We start from the raw sequence: 19,470 nt of genomic DNA on the forward strand, positions 1-19,470 counted from the left end.
CTCCCTAGGGGCGGGACGGCGCCAGCGCGCCAAGGCCGGCCATGGCCGGGGCCGCGCGGCTGATGCGCGTGGCGAGCAGGGCGGAGACGAGGAAGAGCAGCGCCTCTCCGGCGAAGACCGCGCCATAGGCGAGGCCCGGCGAGGCGATCAGGCTGCGCGCCAGGTCGGATGCCGCGGCGCCGGCGAGGCCACCGAGGCCGAAGGCGATGGCCTGGGCCGCGCCCCAGAGCCCGACGCGCATGCCTTCGCGGTTGTCGCGACCCTTACCGGCAAGCTGCATCATGGTGGCGATGGCCGCCGCGGCGAAGGCGCCATTGGCGATGCCGAGCGCGACATAGGCGGCCTTCAGCGGGAAGCCGGGCCCGACCGTGCCGGCCGCCGCCAGCACCGCCAGCGCGGCGGCGGAGGCGAGGCAGCCGCCGATGGTCCAGGCGCGCAGGTTGCCGAAGCGCTCCCCGCCCAGCCCGCCGCCGAGCGCGGCGAGGATCATGCCGAGGAAGACGCCCATGTGCTGGGAGGAGGCGAGCCTCGTCGTCTCGCCGAGCGAGAGGCCGAAGACCTGGCCGCCGAAGGGCTCCAGGATCAGGTCCTGCGCCGAATAGGCCAGCATGGAGACGAAGACGAAGACGGTGAAGCGCCGCGCCGCCGGCTCCGCCCAGACCTGCGCCAGCGCCTCGCGGAAGCTGCCCTTCGGCGCCGGCAGCGACCCGGCGGCGGGCGCCGCCGGCTCCATGCCCCAGACCGCGAGCAGGGTGACGAGCATGACGATGGCGCAGACCGTACCGGTCACGGCGAGGAGGCGCTGCGGCGAATAGGGGTCGAGGAAGCGGCCGGCGACCGCCGTCGTGACGACGAAGCCCGCGATCATCATCAGCCAGACGATGGTCGCCGCCGGCGCCCGCCGCTGCGGCGCGACGCGCGTGGCGAGCAGCGCGAGCAGCGAGGTACCGGCCGCCCCGACCCCCGCGCCGACCAGGAGGAAGGCGAGCACGGCAAGCGCCAGGCCGAGCCCGAGGCTCTCGGCCATGACAGCCGTCGCCGCCGCGGCGCCGAGGCCGCCGAGCGCGAGCACCGCGATGCCGCCGATGATCCAGGGCGTCCGCCGCCCGCCGCGGTCGGAGCCATGCCCCATGGCCGGCCGCGAGAGCTGCACCGCATAGTGCAGCGCCACCAGCAGGCCGGGGATGGTCGCGGGCAGCGCGAGTTCCACCACCATGACGCGGTTGATGGCGGAGGTCGTCAGCACCACCACGGCGCCGAGCGCGGTCTGCACCAGGCCGAGCCGGACGATGCCCAGCCAGCCGATGGGAGCGGCTGAATCTTGGCGCGGCCGATTCACGCTGCGGGCCTTCGGCCCTCCGCGATCGGACGCGCTCACGGCAGCACCGCCGGGCGGAGCGCGAAGGCGGTGACCAGCATGCCGAGCACGTAGAGCGTCGTGCCCGTGCCGTTGTACCAGGGCGCCTTCTCCTTGGGCTGCGCCAGCAGCACGCGCATCAGCGCGAGCTGGGCCAGCAGCGAGGCGGCGATCGCCGCGGCATGCCAGGGCGCGCCCCATTTGAGCAGCAGCCCGACCACGACAACCTGCGGCGCCGCCATCAGCCCGCAGGCGAGCTGCGCCGCGCGCTCCACGCCGAGCTGGACGGGGAGGGAGCGGATGCCGGTGCGCCGGTCGCCTTCCACCGCCTTGAAGTCGTTCAGCGTCATGATGCCGATGGCGCCGAAGCTGTAGAGCCCGGCCATGGCCAGCACCCGCGCGTCCGGTGCGCCGGCGCTCATTACGGCGGCGCCGGTGATCCAGGGCAGGCCCTCGTAGCAGGCGGCGCAGGCGCTCGAGCCGAGCCAGCCGTCGCGCTTGAGGCGCAGCGGCGGCGCGGAATAGGCCCAGGCCAGCGCCAGGCCGACCACCGTCGCGGCGAAGCCCCAGGGACCGAGGATGGTGGCGACCAGCAGCGATACCAGGGTCCAGATCACCGCGATCCGGAAGCCCCAGTCGCCCGGGATGCGGCCGGAGGGGATGGGCCGGTGGGGCTCGTTGATCGCGTCCACATCCCGGTCGTACCAGTCGTTGATCGCCTGGCTGGTGCCGCAGACCAGCGGCCCGGCGATCAGCAGCCCCGCCGCGATCAGGTGCCATCGTCCCTCGCCGCCGAGGCCGGAGGAGACGATGCCGCAGGAATAGGCCCAGACCGGCGCGAACCAGGTGACCGGCTTCAGCAGCTCGAGGCAGGCGGACAGGGCCGGGCGCGCGACGGTGGCACTCATGGGCGTCTATCCCTGGTCTGATCCATCGGCCGGCAGGTCGCCAAGGCCGTAGCGCCGCAGCTTCACGTAGAGGCTCTGGCGGCTGAGCCCGAGCATCTCCGCGGCCGAGGCGCGGTTGTCGCCGGTCAGCTCCAGCGCCGCCTCGATGCAGAGCCGCTCGATGACATCGGTCGCCTCCCGCACCAGGTCCTTCAGCGGCACCTGGCCGATCAGCTCGGTGAGCTGCTCGACGGAGCGGGGCGCCCGGCTGGCGGCGCGCGAGGGCGGGGCGACGCGGGGGCCGACATCGCGGATGGCGAAGCCGAAGCAGGGCCCGACGCCGTTCATGACGGAGACGGCGGAGATCTCGACCTCGGTGGTCGCGCCGAACTCGCCGCGGAGCGTGGTGGCGAAGAGCCGCACCGGGCCGCGCTGGCGGAGGCTCGCCGTCAGCACCTCCAGCTCCACGCCGGGCTGGCCCAGCCAGCGCTCCAGCGGCTCGCCGACCGCCTGGTCCTCGTTGGCGAGCTGCGTCATGTCGAGGAAGGCGGCATTCGCCGTCATGATGCGGCCGTCCTGCCCGGTGACGACGAAGGCGTCGGGCACGGATTCGACCAGCTTCAGCAGCTTCGACTTGGCCTTGGGCAGCAGGATCGCGCTGGCATCCCCGGTCGGGATGCCGAGGCGGATCAGCAGGTAGGTCGTGTTCTCCTGCCGAAAGGGCGAGGCGGAGACGAGGACGTCCTTGCCGTCCTCCTCCATCTGCGCCCGGACCTCGTCGGCCCGGCCGGTGGCGCGGACGCCGGCCAGCAGCAGCTCCACCGCCTCCCGCCCCTTGGCGTCGAAGAGATCGAGGAACTCCCGCCCCTGCGGCCGCCGCGGCGTGCGGCCGAGCAGCCGGTCGGCCGCCTGGTTCGTCTCCGTCACCTTCTGCGCGGCGGTGTCGAGGATCAGCACGGGATCGGACCAGAGCTGGAAGAGCATGCGGTAGCGAGTCTCGGCGTTCCGCAACCGGGAGTAGTCTCGGTCGAGCGATTGCTGCGCCTCCAGCAGCCGCTGCTGCAGCGCCGAGAGCTGGCGGAGGTCGCGCCCGAAGGCGATGGCCCGGCCGCCGTCACCGAGCCGTACCGCGGAGAAGAGGATGGGGACGGAACTGCCGCGCGCCGCCAGCAGGTTGACATGGCGCCATGGCCGGGCGCCCGTGCCGCCGGCCTCCTGCAGCAGCGACTCGACCTTGGCGCGGCTGTCCGGGGCGACCGTTTCGGGCCAGGGCCTGCCGAGCCAGGCCTCCTGACCAGCCAGCTCCTGCGCCAGGCTCTCGCTGTTGAAGGCGACGTCGCGCACCGCGCCGGCCGCATCGACGATGATGGCGACATCCGCGGCCGCGGCGATCAGGCTCGCCGCGGCTTCCGCATCGAGGTCGCCGAGCGACGTCTTCGGGGCTTTGAACGCCTTCACGAGAGCAGATTTCCTTTTCGGCTGAGGGATTTATCCTCCTCTTGATGGCCATCTAGCTCAGTCCCGGCGCGTCAACAATGAGAGCAGGCGCTCGGCCTGCAGGATGGCGTGGTTGCCGTCGCTCGCCGTCGCGTCCGCCCCGACCAGCGCGACGTGCTCCGGCTGCCCGGCGAAGAGCGGCCCGCCCACCATGATCCCGGCATCGCCGTTCAGCAGGCTGCGCCGCACGGTGCGGATCCAGCCCGCGATCGCGTCCAGCCGCGCCGTGGTGCTGGCGGAGATGCCGATCACCTCGAACCTCTGCCGGCGGACGAGGCCGGCAAAGTCCCGGCTGCTGCGCGGCGGCGGGTCCCAGACCGACCAGCCGGCACGGCGGAAGAAGCCCGCCAGCATGTCGCGCCCGAAGCTGTGCTGCTCGCCCGGCGGCAGGACCAGCAGGATGCGGCGCGGCTGCGCCGGCGGGCGGACCTCCTGCAGGAACTCCGCCATGCCGTCGCGGAGCGTATGCTGCAGCCGCAGCAGGCCGAGCGTCACGGTGCCGAAATCGCAGCGGTCCTCCTCCCAGGCGCGGCCGAGCGCGCGGGCGGCGGGGGCGAGCAGGTCGAGGAAGATGCGCCCGATCGGCACGCCGCGGCCGCGCAGCGCCACCACCAGCTGCGCGATGCCGTCGCGGTCGTCGCGGGTCAGCAGGCCGAACAGCGCCTCGGCGTCCCCGGCCGTGGGGGCGGCCTCGCGCGGCGCATCCGGCCCGGGCAGCACGGCCCTGGAGGCGCCGCGCGCGAGCAGCAGGCGCGGCAGCACCGCATCCTCGATGGCGCGCAGGAGCGCCGCCTGCCGGTCTGCGGCATGGTCGGGACCGGGCGGCGGCGTGGCTGCGGCGAGCGGAAGGAGGCCGGCGACGGGGAGGAAGAGCCGCGCCTGGACGGACGGGTCGTCCGCCCCGTGCCTCGCTATGGCGCTCTGTCCCAAGGCGACCATGGGCTTCTCCCCGTTGCGGGTTTTATCCGCCCATTGATCAATCGATGTCAACAATACCTTACGTCAATCGCACTTGACACTTGAGAAGCGGGGGAATTAGCCTTCCCGTCAGCGAGATGATCGCCCGGGAGGGACGCCAGAGCATCGGTTCGGGTCTGCCGCGATGTCGCCTGCAATGGACAGATTGCAGGACGGGCGCGGCCCCTGTGTCGACCGGTGTCGAAGCGGGCCTTCGGGACAGAGGGTTTGTCAAGCGATGTTTACGACCAACGTGCTGGCCCGCTTCACTGCCCCGATCGATTCCTGCCCCTGGGGGACCGTGGCCGGGCGCCACGCGCGGCACGCCGCCCCGCGCCGGCCGCTTTACACCGCCGAGGAACGCCGCCGCCGCGACGGCACGCGCTGGACCCTGGTGCAGGGGCTCCTCGCGCCGCTGCAATTCGCGGTCTTCCTGGTCAGCCTCGGCCTGGTGCTGCACTTCCTGGCGACCGGCGAGGGCTATGCGGCGGCGACCGCCTCGGTCGTGGTCAAGACGCTCGTGCTCTACGCCATCATGGTCACCGGCTCGATCTGGGAGAAGGTCGTCTTCGGGCGCTACCTCTTCGCGCCCGCCTTCTTCTGGGAGGACGTGTTCAGCATGCTCGTGCTGGCGCTGCACACGGCCTATCTCGGCGCCGTCCTCGGCGGCATCGGCGATGCGGAGGGGCAGATGCTGCTCGCGCTCGCCGCCTATGTCTCCTACGTCGTCAATGCCACGCAGTTCGTGCTGAAGCTGCGCGCCGCGCGACTCGACGAGCGCGCCATGCGCGACGACCGGATCGCCGCGCTGGGCTATTCGAAGTGAGCGCGACGGCCCTGGCGCGCCCGGCGGCCGGCTGCGAGGCTGCGCCGGTTCTGCGCGAGCGCGGCCAGCGCGAGGTCTTCTGCGGCCTGACCGGCATCATCTGGCTGCACCGCAAGATCCAGGACGCCTTCTTCCTCATCGTCGGCTCGCGCACCTGCGCGCATCTGATGCAATCGGCCGCCGGCGTCATGATCTTCGCCGAGCCGCGCTTCGCCACCGCCATCATCGACGAGCGGGACCTCGCGGGCCTCGCCGACGCCAATGAGGAACTCGACCGCGTGGTCGGCCAGTTGCTGGCGCGGCGGCCGGACATAAGGCTGCTCTTCCTCGTCGGCTCCTGCCCGTCGGAGGTCATCAAGCTCGACCTCTCCCGTGCCGCGCGGCGGCTGGACCGGCAGCACCATGGCACGCGGGTGCTGAGCTATTCCGGCAGCGGGATCGAGACGACCTTCACCCAGGGCGAGGATGCCTGCCTGGCGGCGCTGGTGCCGGAAATGCCGGTCGCCGCCGCGCGCGCGCCCGAGTTGCTGGTGGTGGGCGCGCTGGCGGAAGTGGTGGAAGACCAGTTGCGCCGGCTCTTCGAGGCGCTCGGCATCAGCCCGGTCGGCTTCCTGCCGCCGCGGCGCGCGGATGCGCTGCCGGCGGTCGGGCCGGAGACGCGCCTCCTGCTGGCGCAGCCCTTCCTCGCGGAGACCGCCCGCGCCCTCGAGGCGCGCGGCGCGCGGCACCTGCCCGCACCCTTCCCGCTGGGCGCCGAAGGCACCACCGCCTGGCTGCGCGCCGCGGCCGAGGCCTGGGGCGTGCCGGCGCCGCGCTTCCGCGCGGTGACGGCGATCGGCGAGCAGCGCGCCCGCGCCGCCATCGACCGGCATCGCGACCGGCTGGCGGGGCGTCGGATCTTCTTCTTCCCCGACAGCCAGCTCGAGATCCCGCTGGCGCGCTTCCTGGCGCGCGAGCTGGACATGCGGCCCATCGAGATCGGCACGCCCTATCTGCACCGTGCGCATCTGGCGGCCGAGCTGCCGCTGCTGCCGGGCGATGCGCTGCTGTCGGAGGGCCAGGACGTGGACCGGCAGCTCGACCGCTGCCGCGCGGCGCGGCCGGACCTCGTCGTCTGCGGCCTCGGCCTCGCCAATCCGCTGGAGGCGGAGGGCTACGCGACCAAGTGGTCCATCGAGCTCGTCTTCACGCCCATCCAGGGCTACGACCAGGCCGGCGACCTCGCCGCGCTCTTCGCCCGGCCGCTGGTCCGGCGCGACGGCCTGCGGGTGTAGCGCCATGCAGCTCGCCGTCTGGACCTACGAAGGGCCGCCGCATGTGGGGGCGATGCGCGTCGCCACCGGCATGCAGGGGCTGCACTACGTGCTGCACGCCCCGCAGGGCGACACCTATGCCGACCTGCTCTTCACCATGATCGAGCGGCGCAGCGCGCGCCCGCCCGTCACCTACACCACCTTCCAGGCGCAGGACCTGGGCGGCGACACCGCGGAGCTGTTCCAGGCGGCGGCGCGCGAGGCCTATGAGCGCTTCCGGCCGCAGGCGATGATCGTCGGCGCGAGCTGCACGGCGGAGCTGATCCAGGACGATCCCGGCGGCCTCGCCCGCGCGCTGCGCCTGCCGGTGCCGGTGGTGCCGCTGGAGCTGCCGAGCTACTCCAAGAAGGAGAACTGGGGCGCGTCGGAGACCTTCTACCAACTGGTCCGCGCCCTGGCCGGCCCGAATGCGCCGGCGCCGGGGTCCCCGCGAAGCGACGCTTCGCGGGGTGCCCCGCCGGGCACGCCGCGTCCCGCGCGCGGCCCGGGCCTGGCGCCGAGCTGCAACATCCTCGGCCCGACCGCGCTCGGCTTCCGCCACCGCGACGACGTGCGGGAGATCGCCGGGCTGCTCGGCCGGATGGGCGTCGAGGTGAAGGTGGTGGCGCCGATGGGCGCGACGCCGGCCGACCTCGCCCGCCTCGGCGAAGCGGATTTCAACGTGGTGCTCTATCCGGAGATCGCGGGGCAGACGGCGGGCTGGCTGGCGCGGGTATTCGGCCAGAAGGCGACGCGCACCATCCCGATCGGCACCGGGGCGACTCGTGCCTTCGTCGAGGAAGTCGCGGCGCTCGCCGGGATCGATCCCGCCCCGGTGCTGGCGGCGGAGGCGTCGCGCGCCGCCTGGTATGCCCGCTCCGTCGACAGCAACTACCTGACGGACAAGCGGGTCTTCGTCTTTGGCGACGCCACCCATGCGGTGGCCGCGGCGCGCGTCGCGGCGGAGGAGATGGGCTTCAGGGTCGTCGGCCTCGGCACCTATAGCCGCGAATTCGCGCGCGAGGTGCGGGAGGCGGCAAAGCTGTACGGGGTGGAGCCGCTGGTCACCGAGGACTACCTCGAGGTCGAGGCGGCGATCCAGGCGGCGCAGCCGGAACTCATCCTCGGCACGCAGATGGAGCGGCACGTCGCCAAGCGCCTCGGCATCCCCTGCGCCGTGATCTCCGCGCCCGTGCATGTGCAGGACTATCCCGCGCGATACAGCCCGCAGATGGGGTTCGAGGGGGCCAATGTCCTCTTCGATACCTGGGTGCATCCGCTGATGATGGGGCTGGAGGAGCATCTCCTCGGCATGTTCCGCGAGGATTTCGAGTTCCATGCGGAGGCCGCGCCCTCGCATCTCGGCGGGGCGGCGCAGCCGGCTCCCGCCGCGGTGGTGGAGCTGCCCCAGGGCTGGACGGCGGAGGCGGAGGCCGAGCTGAAGAAGATCCCCTTCTTCGTCCGCGGCAAGGCGCGTCGGAACACCGAGCGCTATGCCGAGGAGCGCGACATCCGCAGCATCACGCTCGAGACGCTCTACGACGCCAAAGCCCATTTCTCCCGCTGAGGACGAGGCATGAGGATCGAGACGCCGCACGCCGCATTGCACCGCCGCCCCGTCCCGTCCCGCCTGGACGGGGAGGGGAGCGTGCAGGTGCACCAGGACCCCGGACTGAAGATCGGCAACGCGAAGGTCTTCTCCGTCTACGGCAAGGGCGGCATCGGGAAGAGCACGACCAGCTCCAACCTCTCCGTCGCCTTCTCCAAGCTCGGCAAGCGGGTACTGCAGATCGGCTGCGACCCGAAGCACGACAGCACCTTCACGCTGACGAAGTCGCTGATCCCGACCGTCATCGACGTGCTGGAATCGGTGAAGTTCCATGCCGAGGAGCTGCGGCCCGAGGACTTCGTCTTCGAGGGCTACAACGGCGTCATGTGCGTCGAGGCCGGCGGCCCTCCGGCCGGCACGGGCTGCGGCGGCTACGTGGTCGGCCAGACGGTGAAGCTGCTGAAGGAGCACCACCTGCTGGAGGAGACGGACGTCGTCATCTTCGACGTCCTCGGCGACGTGGTCTGCGGCGGCTTCGCCGCGCCGCTGCAGCATGCCGACCGCGGCATCATCGTGGCCGCCAACGACTTCGACAGCATCTTCGCAATGAACCGCATCGTCGCCGCCATCCGCGCCAAGGCGAAGAACTACGACGTGCGGATCGGCGGCGTGATCGTCAACCGCAGCGCCGGCACCGACCAGGTCGACCGTTTCAACGAGGCGACGGGCCTGCGCACGCTGGCGCATTTCCCCGACCTCGACGTCATCCGCCGCTCGCGCCTGAAGAAGGCGACGCTCTTCGAGATGGAGCCGAGCCCGGCGCTCGAGGCGGTGCAGCAGGAATATCTGCGGCTGGCCGCCAGCCTCTGGGCGGGGGCGGAGCCGCTGGATGCGGTGCCGCTGAAGGACCGCGCCATCTTCGACCTTCTCGGCTTCGACTGAGGGGAGCGGCATGCGAATCTCCCGAGCCTGGATGAAGCTGAGCCCGGACCTGCTGCCCTTCGCCGACGCGGCGTCGGAGACGCTGCCGCTCGGCCGCCTGCTGCGGCTGTCCCTGTTCCAGCTCTCGGTCGGCATGGTCGCCGTGCTGCTGATCGGCACGCTGAACCGAGTGATGATCGTCGAGCTCGGCGTGCCGACCTGGCTGGTGGCCGTCATGGTCTCCCTGCCCGTGGTCTTCGCGCCCTTCCGCGCGTTGATCGGCTTCCGGTCGGACCAGTACAAGTCGGTGCTGGGCTGGCGGCGCGTGCCCTATATCTGGTTCGGCTCAGTCTGGATCTTCGGCGGGCTGGCGATGATGCCCTTCGCGCTGATCATCCTCTCGGGTGATACCTTCGCGCCGCCGATCGTCGGGCAGCTCGCGGCCGGCCTCTCCTTCCTCATCGTCGGCGCCGGGATGCACACGGTGCAGACGGCAGGGCTGGCGCTGGCCACCGACCTCTCGCCGGTCGAGCAGCAGCCGCGCGTGGTGGCGCTGCTCTCGGTGGCGCTGCTGCTCGGCATGCTGCTCAGCGCCCTGTTCTTCGGCGCGCTGCTGGCGAATTTCAGCCAGCTCCGCCTGATCCAGGTGATCCAGGGCGCGGCGGTGCTCGCCATCGCGCTGAACCTGGTCGCCGTGTGGAAGCAGGAGGTGCGCAACCCGCAGGCGACGCGCCCGGACCGCGAGCGGCAGCCCTTCCAGCAGGCCTGGGAGGAGTTGCGCCGCACCGACAAATGGGTCCGGCGGCTGACCGCGACCGGCCTCGGCAGCTTCGCCTTCGCCATGCAGGACGTGCTGCTCGAGCCCTATGGCGGGCAGATCCTCGGTCTCTCCGTCTCGCAGACGACGCTGCTGACGGCGGGCTTTGCGGCCGGCGGCATCCTCGGCTTCATCCGCGCGGCCAACCGCATCTCGGCCGGCAGCGATGCGCATCGCGTGGCCGCCCTCGGCGCGCTCTGCGGCGCCGGCGCATTCGCCGCGGTGATCGCCGCGGCGCCGGCCGGCAGCGGCCTGCTGTTTGCCGCCGGCACGGCCGCCATCGGCTATGGCGGCGGGCTCTTCCTGCACGCGACGCTGACGGCCTGCATGCGCGCCGCGCCGCCGGCGCAGATCGGCCTCGCGCTCGGCACCTGGGGCGCGGTGCAGGCGACCTGCGCGGGCGGCGCGGTCGCCATCGGCGGAGTGCTGCGCGACGCCATCTCCGGCCTCGCCATCCGCGGCGCGCTGGGCGAGGCGCTGGCCGGCCCGGTGACGGGCTATGCCCTGGTCTACCTGATCGAGATCGCCCTGCTCTTCGCCACCATCGTCGCCATGGGGCCGCTGGTGCGCCCGATCGGCAATGTCCTGCAACCTGACCACGTGCGGATCGGGCTGGCCGGCCCGCGCGGCGCAGCCTGAGCCCGAGGAGACACGCGTCATGACCTATGTCGCCTATTCCACCCAATTCGATCTGGCGCTGCTGTCGCTCTACACCTTCTACGTCCTCTTCGTGATCCTCATCATGTACCTGCGGAACGAGGACCGCCGGGAGGGCTTCCCGCTGGTGCATGAAGTGAACGGGCAGTTGCAGGTCCTGAACCCGCGCAGCGCGCCGAAGCCGAAGGTCTGGAACCTCGCGCATGGCGGCCCGACCGTCGCGGGGCGCGAGGAGCGGGCCCTCGACGGCCTGCTGACGCCGCCGGCCAGGGTCCCGGGCGCGCCCGCCCTGCCGCTCGGCGATCCGCTCGCGGATGCGGTGGGCCCGGCCTCCTATGCGCTGCGCGCCGATGTGCAGGACCTGACCTACGACGCCAAGGTGGCGAAGATCGTGCCGCTGCGCGTGGCGCCGGAATACAGCATCGCCGCGGAGGATTTCGACCCGCGCGGCTGGTACATGCTGGCCGCCGACAAGCGCGTGGTCGGCGTGGTGAAGGATCTCTGGGTGGATCGCTCCGACGTGCTGCTGCGCTACCTCGAGGTCGAGACCTCCGCACCGAATGCCCGGCAGGTCATGATCCCGATCGGCCTGGTCAATTTCGACCGGCGCAAGCGCGAGGCGATGACCAGCAGCGTCCTCGCCGACCAGTTCCTCGCGGCGCCGGCGCTGAAGACCCCCGAGCAGATCACGCTGCTGGAGGAGGACAAGGTCAGCGGCTACTTCGCCGGCGGCTACATGTATGCCACGCCGAACCGGCAGGAGCCGGCGCTGTGATCCGCGAGCACGACTACGAGCCGGTCTGGGGCCTGCCGGAGCGGCTGCCGGAGGGCGAGACCGTCCTCTGGCAGGGCAGGCCGGACCGGCGCGCCTTCGCCCGCCGCGCCCTGCACCTGCCCGGCCTCGCCGCCTATTTCGGCGTGCTGGTCCTGGCGCGGGCCGTCTCGGTCGTGATGGCGGGCGCGTCCGTCGAGGTCACGGCGATGGACTCGCTGTGGTTCCTCGCGCCCTCCGTCGCGGTGATCGCGCTCGGCCTGCTGCTCGCCTGGGGTGTCGCGCGCAGCACCGCCTATACCATCACCAACCGGCGCGTGGTCATGCGCTTCGGCATCGCGCTGTCGCTGACCGTGAACCTGCCCTTCGCGCTGGTGCATTCGGCGGCGGCCAGGCTGCATGCCGATGGCTCGGGCGATATCAGCCTGGCGCTGCAGAAGCCGCATCGCATCAGCTACCTGTTCTTCTGGCCGCATGTCCGGCCCTGGCACCTGCTGCGGCCGCAGCCGACGCTGCGCGGCATCGCCGATGCGGCGACCGTGGCGCAGGTCCTGGCGCGGGCGCTGGCGGGGGCGGCCGCGCTGCCGGTGCAACCGGTGCCCGTTGCCGGCCAGGCGCCCGGCGCCGGCGAATTGCCGCAGCCGCAGGCGGCCTGAGGGAAGGAGAGGGACCATGTCCGCGCGCGCAGCCCTCCGTTCCATCCCGCGGGTTCCGCTCCTCGCCGGGCTCGGCCTGCTGCTCTTCACGCTCTTCGTCACGGATGGCTTCGGCCTGCTCGGCCGCGCCGATGCCTCGCCACACGGCGCGCCGCTGCGGATGCGCGACTTCCGCTTCGAGGACCGCGCCGATGGCGCCATCGTCGCCCGCGACGCGGCGAGCAATGCCGAGGTGGAGGTCTTCGATCCCGGCACCAATGGCTTCGTCCGCGGCGCGCTGCGCGCCATGTCCCGGCCGCGCCGGCAGGCGGATACGGGGCGCGACGTGCCCTTCCGCCTCGCCGTCTGGCGCGACGGAAGGGTGACGCTCGAGGATCCGGTCACCAGCCGGACGGTTGAGCTGAACGCCTTCGGGGAGACGAACAAGGACGTCTTCCTCAAGCTGCTGCTGATCGAAGGGTCCAAGTGAGATGGCAAGCCTCCTCTCCTGGTTGGCCGGCCGCCGCACCGAGGAGGTGCGCTGCACGGTCGATATCGAGCAGACATTCGACAGCCTGCATGCCCATGCCATCCCGGAGGGCGTCACGCTCCGCCCCGGCGACCGCGTGGTGGTGCATGGGGTGCCGGCGGGCATCGCCTATGGCGAGGCCATGAGCCTCACCTGCCGCGCCACGGTCTACCGCGCGGGCTGGCTGGCGCGGGCCTGGACCGAGGCCTCGGCCATCCTGGAACTGACCGAGCTCTATCACTGCGGCTTCGAGCCGAAGGAGGCGTCATGAACGCCGTCACGCCGACCCCGAAGGCGGGGATGAACGAGACGACCCGGTTCGCCACCACCGAGACGGTGCTGAGCCCGCGCTTCTACACGACCGACTTCGAGGCGATGGACCGCATCGATGTCAGCCCCATCCGCGCGCAATGGGACGCGCTGATGCAGGAGTTCCGCGACGACCTGAACAAGGGCCATTTCGTCCGCACGGAGGCCTTCGACGCCTTCCGGCTGGAGGGCCTGCCCGAGCCGCTGCAGCAGGAGCTGGTGGAGTTCCTGGTCTCCTCCGTGACCGCCGAGTTCAGCGGCTGCGTCCTCTATGCCGAGATCCGCAAGCGGGTGAAGAACCCGGACATGAAGGACCTCTTCGGCTTCATGAGCCGCGACGAGGCCCGGCATGCCGGCTTCATCAACGACGCGCTGAAGGATATCGGGATCGGCGTCGACCTCGGCTTCCTCACCAAGGCCAAGAAGTACCACTACTTCTCGCCCAAGTTCATCTTCTACGCGACCTATTTGTCGGAGAAGATCGGCTATGCCCGCTACATCACCATCTTCCGCCAGTTCGAGCGGCATCCGGAGCTGCGCTTCCACCCGATCTTCAACTGGTTCGAGAAGTGGTGCAACGACGAGTTCCGCCACGGCGAGGCCTTCGCCCTGCTGATGCGGGCGAACCCGCATCTGCTGGAAGGGCGCAACAAGCTCTGGGTGAAGTTCTTCCAGCTTGCCGTCTATGCGACGATGTATGTCCGCGACCACGCCCGGCCGGAATTCCACAAGGCGCTCGGCATGACGCCGACCGACTATGACAACCAGGTCTTCCGCACCTGCACCGCGATCTGCACCCAGGTCTTCCCGGTGACGCTCGACACCGACCGCCCGGACTTCCAGCGCGGGCTCGAGCGGCTGTTCCGCATCAGCGAGAGGCTGACGGCGGCCAAGGCGCAAAAGGGCCTCGGCGCGAGGCTGCAGCGGGCCGGGCTCAGCCTGGCCGCGGCCGCGACCTTCCTGCGGCTCTACCTGATCCCCGGCCGGCATGCCCCGCTGCCGGCCGATGTGCGCATGGCCCCGGCCTGGTAGCCAGCGATGGTCGATATCGCCCTTCCCGCCCTCTTCGCGCTGTTCTTCTGGTGGTTCAGCACCGGCGCGATCCTGTGGCTGGACGGGCTGCCCATGCGCACCTATCCGGCCAGCATGGCGGCGGCCAGCGTCGTGCAGGCCGGGGCCATCTGGGGCCTCGCCGCCAGCAGCGGCGATGCCAGCGTCACCGGCGCCTATTGCGCCTTCTCCTGCGGCCTGCTCGCCTGGGCCTGGCAGGAGATGGCCTTCCTGATGGGCTTCGCCACCGGCCCCTCCCGCGCGCCCTGCCCGCCGGAGGCCACCGGCTGGCGCCGCTTCACCCTGGCGCTGCGGGCGATCCTCTACCACGAGCTGGCGATCATCGCCGGCGCGGTCGCGGTGGTCGCCGTCACCTGGGGCGCGCCGAACCAGGTCGGCACCTGGACCTACCTGCTGATCTGGGGCATGCGGCAGAGCGCGAAACTCAATGTCTTCCTCGGCGCGCGCAACCTGAACGAGCAGTTCCTGCCGGCGCATCTGCGCTACCTCGGCAGCTTCTTCCTGCGGCGGCCGATGAACCTGCTCTTCCCCTTCGCGGTGACCGGGGCGACGCTGCTGACTGCCTTCCTCTTCCATCTCGCGCTCGCGCCCGGCGCGGGCGACTTCCAGGTGGCGGGCTTCACCTTCCTCGGCACCCTCGCGGTGCTGGCGACGTTGGAGCACTGGTTCCTGGTGCTGCCGATCCCGGCGGAGGCGCTGTGGAACTGGGGCCTGAGTTCCCGCCGGGCCGTCGCGGCGCCCGTGCCGGCCATCGAACGCGCGGCGAAGGGGCCCCGCCCACTCCGCCGCCGCATAGCGCCCGCCGCATGACGGGCGCCGACCGAAGCCCCGCGCCCTTGCCGGCGACCGGGACATGTCCAAGGCCCGAGACGGCCCAGGGAGGGACCATGAATTACGAGGCTTTCTTCAGGAAGCAGATCGGGGGCCTCCACCGCGAAGGGCGCTACCGCGTCTTCGCCGACCTGGAACGGCAGGCCGGCGCCTATCCGAAGGCGACGCATCACCGGCCGCGCGGCGCGCAGGAGGTGACCGTCTGGTGCTCCAACGACTATCTCGGCATGGGCCAGCACCCGAAGGTGCTCGCCGCCATGCACGAGGCGCTGGACCGCTGCGGCGCGGGCGCCGGCGGCACGCGCAACATCGCCGGCACCAACCACTACCACGTGCTTCTGGAGCAGGAACTGGCCGACCTGCACGGCACGGAGGCCGCGCTGCTGTTCAATTCCGGCTACATGTCGAACTGGGCCAGCCTCTCGACGCTGGCCGGCCGGATGCCGGGCTGCGTCATCGTCTCGGACGAGCTGAACCACGCCTCGATGATCGAGGGCATCCGGCACAGCCGGGCAGAGCGGCGGATCTTCACGCACAACGATCCGGAGGACCTGCGGCGGCAGTTGCGGGACCTCGATCCGGAGACGCCGAAGCTGGTCGCCTTCGAGAGCGTCTATTCCATGGACGGCGACATCGCCCCGATTGCCGAGCTCTGCGACATCGCCGAGGAATACGGTGCCATGACCTATGTGGACGAGGTCCATGCGGTCGGGCTCTACGGCAGGCGCGGCGGCGGCATCACGGAGCGCGACGGGGTGGCCCATCGGCTCACGGTGATCGAGGGCACGCTCGCCAAGGCCTTCGGCGTGGTCGGCGGCTACATCGCCGGCTCGGCCGCCCTCTGCGACTTCGTCCGCAGCTTCGCCTCCGGCTTCATCTTCACGACGGCCGTCCCGCCCGCGGTCGCGGCCGGCGTGCTGGCCAGCATCCGGCACCTGAAGGAGAGCGATGCCGAGCGGGCGCGGATGCATGAGCGGGTGGCGACCGTCCGCCGCCGGCTGGACGGGATCGGCGTGCCGCATCTCGACAATCCCAGCCACATCGTGCCGGTCATGGTCCGGGATCCCGTGGTCTGCAAGCAGATCAGCGATCTCCTGCTCGACCACTACGGGATCTATGTCCAGCCAATCAACTACCCCACCGTGCCGCGCGGGACGGAGCGGCTGCGGCTGACGCCGGGCCCACTGCACAGCAATGCCGATATCGACCATCTGGTGAACGCCCTGGGCGATATCTGGGCGCGCTTCTCGCTCCAACGGGCGGCGTGAGAGGGCGGCGTGATCCAGGCCCGGCGCCCGGTCCCAGGGCGTCGCTTCCGGTCGGGCGACCGATTGCAAACATCGGTGGCGCACCAATCTGACGCCCGCCGGACCCATACCGAGGAGACATGAGGGTGAAGGACAAGGATCTGATGGCGAAGCCGCGCCGTGCCGTCCTGCAGGCCGCCGGGCTTGCCGCGCTGGCGCCGGTCGCGGTGACCCGTGCGCGGGCGCAGGACAAGCTGCAGCCCGCCATGGTGATGTACCAGGGCAATCCCAAGGACGGCCAGCAGTGCAGCGGCTGCCTGCACTTCCAGCCGCCCAATGCCTGCGCCATCGTCGCCGGCAACATCAGCCCCTCCGGCTGGTGCGCGGTCTGGGCCAAGAAGGAAGGCTGAGGCAGACTTCGCTCCGGCGCGGCCAGGCCGCCGCGCCGGAGCATCCGATGGCCGACCGCGACGTCCCGGAAGGGATCCGATGACCCAGCGCGTCCCGTTCCCCTTCTCCGCCATCGTCGGCCAGGACGAGATGAAGCTGGCCATCCTGGTCGCGGCGGTCGATCCCGGCATCGGCGGCGTCCTCGCCTTCGGTGACCGCGGCACCGGCAAGTCCACCACCATCCGCGCCCTCGCCGCGCTGCTGCCGGAGATCCCGGTGGTGGAGGGCTGCCCCTATCGCTGCGACCCCGGCGACGACCGCACGCTCTGCGAGGACTGCCGTGCCCGCAAGGCCCGGGGCCCGCTGACGGCGCGCATGGCGCCGGTCCCCGTGGTGGACCTGCCGCTCGGCGCCACCGAGGACCGGGTGGTCGGCGCCCTCGACATCCAGCGGGCGCTCGCCAGCGGGGAGAAGGCCTTCGAGCCCGGCCTGCTGGCGCGGGCCAATCGCGGCTTCCTCTATATCGACGAGGCGAACCTGCTGGAGGACCACCTGGTGGACCTGCTGCTGGACGTCGCCGCCTCGGGCGAGAACCTGGTGGAGCGCGAGGGCCTCTCCATCCGCCATCCCGCCCGCTTCGTGCTGGTCGGCAGCGGCAATCCCGAGGAAGGGGAGCTGCGGCCGCAATTGCTGGACCGCTTCGGCCTCTCGGTCGAGGTGCGGACGCCCGAGGACCTGCCGACCCGGGTCGAGGTCATCCGCCGCCGCGACGCCTATGACCGCGACCCCACTGGCTTCGCCGCCCGCTGGGCCGGGGCGGAGGCCGAGTTGCGGGGCCGGCTGGTCGCGGCGCGGGAGGGGCTGGCCCAGGTGGTCGTGCCCGATGCGGCCTATGAGACCGCCGCGAAGCTCTGCCTCGCGCTCGGCACCGACGGCCTGCGCGGCGAGCTGACGCTGATCCGCGCCGCCCGGGCCCTGGCCGCGCTCGAGGGACGGGGCGAGGTCGGCGATGCCGAGCTGCGGCGGGTGGCCCCGCCCGCGCTGCGTCACCGCCTGCGCCGCAACCCGCTGGACGAGGCGGTGGCCGGCACGCGGGTGGAGCGCGCCATCCAGGACCTCTTCGGCCCGTGAGCGAGGCCGCGGGCCCGGGCGCCGCGGCGCGCGACGGTCCGGGCATGCCCGATGCGCCCTCGCCCTGGGCGGAGGCGGTGCAGGCGGCCGCGCTGCTGGCCGTGGATCCCCTGGGCCTCGGCGGCGCCGCGCTGCGCGCCATGCCGGGCCCGGTGCGGGAGGCCTGGCTGGCGCTGCTGCGCGGGCTGCTGCCGGAAGGCGCGCCCTGGCGCCGCCTGCCGCTCTCGGTCGAGGACGGCAGGCTGCTCGGCGGCCTCGACCTCGCTGCCACGCTGCGGGCCGGGCGGCCGGTGGCGGAGCGTGGCCTGCTGGCCGAGGCGGATGGCGGCGTGCTGCTCCTCGCCATGGCGGAACGCGTCGCGCCCGGCACCGCCGCCCATCTCGCCGCGGCGATGGACAGCGGCGAGGTGGTGGCCGAGCGCGACGGCCTCGCGCTCCGCGCCCCTGCCCGCTGGGCGGTGGTGGCCCTGGACGAGGGGCTGGCGCCCGAGGAGGCGCCGCCCGCCGCGCTGCTGGAGCGCCTGGCCTTTCGGCTGGACCTGCACCGCATCGCGCCGCGGGAGGTGCCGGGGACGGTGGCAATCGAGGCGCCGGGCCCGGCCGCCATCGCCGCAGCACGGGCGCGCCTGCCCGGCATCGCCGCCCCGGACGGGGTGACGGAAGCGCTCTGCGCCACGGCGCTGGCCCTCGGCATCGGCTCGCTCCGCGCCCCGGTGCTGGCGCTGCGCGCCGCGCGGGCCGCCGCGGCGCTGGCCGGGCGCGAGGCGGTGACGGAGGCGGATGCGGCGCTCGCCGCCCGGCTCGTGCTCGCCCCGCGCGCCACCCGCCTGCCGGCGCCGGAGACGGACGACCCACCCCCGCCCGAGCCGGAGGCCGAGGAGCGGCCAAAGGACAGCCCACCCCCCGGCGAGGAGGACCTGCCGGACCCGCAGGCCCTGCAGGACATGCTGCTGGCCGCCGCCGCGGCTGCCGTGCCGCCGAACCTGCTGGATGGCCTCGCGCTGGCCGAGGTCTCGCGCGCCCGCGCGCCCGGCAAGGCCGGAGCGGAGAAGGGCTCGCCCCTGCGTGGCCGCCCCATCGGCGTCCGCGCCGGCGAGCCGCGCGGCGGCGCCCGCCTCGCGCTGGTGGAGACCCTGCGCGCCGCCGCGCCCTGGCAGCGGCTCCGCGGCCGCAGCGGGTCGCGCATCGAGATCCGCCGGGACGACCTGCGCATCCGCCGCTTCCGGCAGCGCAGCGAGACGGCGACGATCTTCGCGGTGGATGCCTCCGGCTCGGCCGCGCTGCACCGGCTGGCGGAGGCCAAGGGCGCGGTCGAGCTGCTGCTGGCCGATTGCTACGTCCGCCGGGACAAGGTCGCGCTGCTCGCCTTCCGTGGGAGGGGGGCGGAGCTGCTGCTGCCGCCGACCGGCTCCCTGGTCCGGGCCAGGCGCAGCCTCGCCGGCCTGCCGGGCGGCGGTGGCACGCCGGTCGCAGCCGCGCTCGACGCGGCTCTCGCGCTCGCCGATTCGGTGCGCCGCAAGGGCCAGACGCCGCTGCTCGTCGTGCTGACCGATGGCCGCGCCAATGTCGCGCGCGACGGCGCCGGCGGCCGCGCCCGGGCGGAGGCGGAGGCGCTGCAGGCCGCCCGCGCGCTCCGCGCCGCGCGCATCGCCGGCGTGCTGGTCGATGTCTCGCCCCGCCCGGCCGAGGCCGGCCGGCGCCTCGCCGCCGAGATGGGCGCGAAATACCTCGCGCTGCCCTATGCCGATGCCGTCACCCTCTCCCGCGCGGTGCGGGCCGAGGCGGCATGACCCCC

General features: G+C 72.4%; 19 protein-coding genes. 15 read left to right on the forward strand and 4 right to left on the reverse strand.

Going from position 1 to position 19,470, the window contains the following annotated elements; all coding sequences use genetic code 11:
* Positions 1-4: 4 nt before the first annotated feature.
* Genes Q7A36_RS03765 through Q7A36_RS03780 form a run of 4 tightly spaced genes read right to left on the reverse strand, consistent with a single transcriptional unit; the run spans position 5 to position 4,680 of the window.
* Entirely contained in the window at positions 5-1,339 is a 1,335-nt protein-coding gene (locus Q7A36_RS03765; protein WP_305102320.1) for a BCD family MFS transporter, read from the reverse strand.
* A gap of 35 nt (positions 1,340-1,374) precedes the next feature.
* A complete protein-coding gene (chlG, locus tag Q7A36_RS03770) occupies positions 1,375-2,265 on the reverse strand; it encodes a chlorophyll synthase ChlG (RefSeq protein ID WP_305102321.1) in 891 nt (296 codons plus the stop codon).
* Between the two features lie 6 nt (positions 2,266-2,271).
* Positions 2,272-3,702, reverse strand: coding sequence for a transcriptional regulator PpsR (gene ppsR / locus Q7A36_RS03775; RefSeq protein WP_305102322.1), 1,431 nt, complete (start codon positions 3,700-3,702; stop codon positions 2,272-2,274).
* 57 nt (positions 3,703-3,759) lie between these two features.
* Complete coding sequence (locus Q7A36_RS03780; RefSeq protein WP_305102323.1) at positions 3,760-4,680, reverse strand: cobalamin B12-binding domain-containing protein; 921 nt, start codon at positions 4,678-4,680, stop codon at positions 3,760-3,762.
* Between the two features lie 256 nt (positions 4,681-4,936).
* On the opposite strand from Q7A36_RS03780, the gene bchF reads away from it, so the two are divergent.
* From bchF to Q7A36_RS03855, 15 genes are all read left to right on the forward strand, one after another.
* Complete coding sequence (gene bchF, locus Q7A36_RS03785; protein ID WP_305102324.1) at positions 4,937-5,524, forward strand: 2-vinyl bacteriochlorophyllide hydratase; 588 nt, start codon at positions 4,937-4,939, stop codon at positions 5,522-5,524.
* Positions 5,521-6,798: a ferredoxin:protochlorophyllide reductase (ATP-dependent) subunit N gene (locus Q7A36_RS03790; protein ID WP_305102325.1), complete on the forward strand. Its 1,278-nt coding sequence runs from the start codon at positions 5,521-5,523 to the stop codon at positions 6,796-6,798. The genes bchF and Q7A36_RS03790 overlap by 4 nt, the downstream gene beginning before the upstream one ends.
* Positions 6,799-6,802: 4 nt before the next feature.
* Positions 6,803-8,383: a ferredoxin:protochlorophyllide reductase (ATP-dependent) subunit B gene (gene bchB / locus Q7A36_RS03795; RefSeq protein WP_305102326.1), complete on the forward strand. Its 1,581-nt coding sequence runs from the start codon at positions 6,803-6,805 to the stop codon at positions 8,381-8,383.
* A 9-nt stretch (positions 8,384-8,392) separates the two neighbouring features.
* On the forward strand, positions 8,393-9,307 hold the full coding sequence (bchL, locus tag Q7A36_RS03800) for a ferredoxin:protochlorophyllide reductase (ATP-dependent) iron-sulfur ATP-binding protein (RefSeq protein WP_305102327.1): 915 nt from the start codon (positions 8,393-8,395) through the stop codon (positions 9,305-9,307).
* 10 nt (positions 9,308-9,317) lie between these two features.
* The gene (locus Q7A36_RS03805; RefSeq protein WP_305102328.1) at positions 9,318-10,742 is read left to right on the forward strand and encodes an MFS transporter; all 1,425 of its coding nucleotides are present in this window, start codon (positions 9,318-9,320) and stop codon (positions 10,740-10,742) included.
* 19 nt (positions 10,743-10,761) lie between these two features.
* Positions 10,762-11,535: a photosynthetic reaction center subunit H gene (gene puhA / locus Q7A36_RS03810; protein ID WP_305102329.1), complete on the forward strand. Its 774-nt coding sequence runs from the start codon at positions 10,762-10,764 to the stop codon at positions 11,533-11,535.
* Positions 11,532-12,188 (forward strand): photosynthetic complex putative assembly protein PuhB, encoded by a 657-nt coding sequence (gene puhB, locus Q7A36_RS03815; RefSeq protein ID WP_305102330.1) that lies wholly within the window; start codon positions 11,532-11,534, stop codon positions 12,186-12,188. Before puhA ends, puhB begins: the two co-directional genes overlap by 4 nt.
* Positions 12,189-12,204: 16 nt before the next feature.
* A complete protein-coding gene (gene puhC, locus Q7A36_RS03820; protein WP_305102331.1) occupies positions 12,205-12,657 on the forward strand; it encodes a photosynthetic complex assembly protein PuhC in 453 nt (150 codons plus the stop codon).
* Between the two features lies 1 nt (position 12,658).
* Entirely contained in the window at positions 12,659-12,967 is a 309-nt protein-coding gene (locus tag Q7A36_RS03825) for a hypothetical protein (protein ID WP_305102332.1), read from the forward strand.
* A complete protein-coding gene (acsF, locus tag Q7A36_RS03830; RefSeq protein ID WP_305102333.1) occupies positions 12,964-14,037 on the forward strand; it encodes a magnesium-protoporphyrin IX monomethyl ester (oxidative) cyclase in 1,074 nt (357 codons plus the stop codon). The genes Q7A36_RS03825 and acsF overlap by 4 nt, the downstream gene beginning before the upstream one ends.
* A gap of 6 nt (positions 14,038-14,043) precedes the next feature.
* A complete protein-coding gene (puhE, locus tag Q7A36_RS03835; protein ID WP_305102334.1) occupies positions 14,044-14,886 on the forward strand; it encodes a putative photosynthetic complex assembly protein PuhE in 843 nt (280 codons plus the stop codon).
* 77 nt (positions 14,887-14,963) lie between these two features.
* Positions 14,964-16,175: a 5-aminolevulinate synthase gene (gene hemA, locus Q7A36_RS03840; RefSeq protein ID WP_305102335.1), complete on the forward strand. Its 1,212-nt coding sequence runs from the start codon at positions 14,964-14,966 to the stop codon at positions 16,173-16,175.
* Positions 16,176-16,300: 125 nt separating this feature from the next.
* Positions 16,301-16,564 (forward strand): high-potential iron-sulfur protein, encoded by a 264-nt coding sequence (locus tag Q7A36_RS03845; protein ID WP_305102336.1) that lies wholly within the window; start codon positions 16,301-16,303, stop codon positions 16,562-16,564.
* 79 nt (positions 16,565-16,643) lie between these two features.
* Entirely contained in the window at positions 16,644-17,675 is a 1,032-nt protein-coding gene (bchI, locus tag Q7A36_RS03850; protein ID WP_305102337.1) for a magnesium chelatase ATPase subunit I, read from the forward strand.
* A complete protein-coding gene (locus Q7A36_RS03855; protein WP_305102338.1) occupies positions 17,672-19,465 on the forward strand; it encodes a magnesium chelatase subunit D in 1,794 nt (597 codons plus the stop codon). The genes bchI and Q7A36_RS03855 overlap by 4 nt, the downstream gene beginning before the upstream one ends.
* The last annotated feature ends 5 nt before the right edge of the window (positions 19,466-19,470 follow it).

Origin of the sequence: Paracraurococcus lichenis (genome assembly GCF_030657435.1) — a bacterium.
GTDB classification, from domain to species: Bacteria; Pseudomonadota; Alphaproteobacteria; order Acetobacterales; family Acetobacteraceae; genus Paracraurococcus; species Paracraurococcus lichenis.

Bases quoted from the DNA above. Each gene is read 5' to 3' on its own strand.
- chlG (WP_305102321.1), bottom strand. From the start codon at position 2,265: ATGAGTGCCACCGTCGCGCGCCCGGCCCTGTCCGCCTGCCTCGAGCTG.
- Q7A36_RS03780 (WP_305102323.1), bottom strand. From the start codon at position 4,680: ATGGTCGCCTTGGGACAGAGCGCCATAGCGAGGCACGGGGCGGACGAC.
- bchF (WP_305102324.1), top strand. From the start codon at position 4,937: ATGTTTACGACCAACGTGCTGGCCCGCTTCACTGCCCCGATCGATTCC.
- bchB (WP_305102326.1), top strand. From the start codon at position 6,803: ATGCAGCTCGCCGTCTGGACCTACGAAGGGCCGCCGCATGTGGGGGCG.
- bchL (WP_305102327.1), top strand. From the start codon at position 8,393: ATGAGGATCGAGACGCCGCACGCCGCATTGCACCGCCGCCCCGTCCCG.
- Q7A36_RS03805 (WP_305102328.1), top strand. From the start codon at position 9,318: ATGCGAATCTCCCGAGCCTGGATGAAGCTGAGCCCGGACCTGCTGCCC.
- puhA (WP_305102329.1), top strand. From the start codon at position 10,762: ATGACCTATGTCGCCTATTCCACCCAATTCGATCTGGCGCTGCTGTCG.
- puhC (WP_305102331.1), top strand. From the start codon at position 12,205: ATGTCCGCGCGCGCAGCCCTCCGTTCCATCCCGCGGGTTCCGCTCCTC.
- Q7A36_RS03825 (WP_305102332.1), top strand. From the start codon at position 12,659: ATGGCAAGCCTCCTCTCCTGGTTGGCCGGCCGCCGCACCGAGGAGGTG.
- acsF (WP_305102333.1), top strand. From the start codon at position 12,964: ATGAACGCCGTCACGCCGACCCCGAAGGCGGGGATGAACGAGACGACC.
- puhE (WP_305102334.1), top strand. From the start codon at position 14,044: ATGGTCGATATCGCCCTTCCCGCCCTCTTCGCGCTGTTCTTCTGGTGG.
- hemA (WP_305102335.1), top strand. From the start codon at position 14,964: ATGAATTACGAGGCTTTCTTCAGGAAGCAGATCGGGGGCCTCCACCGC.
- bchI (WP_305102337.1), top strand. From the start codon at position 16,644: ATGACCCAGCGCGTCCCGTTCCCCTTCTCCGCCATCGTCGGCCAGGAC.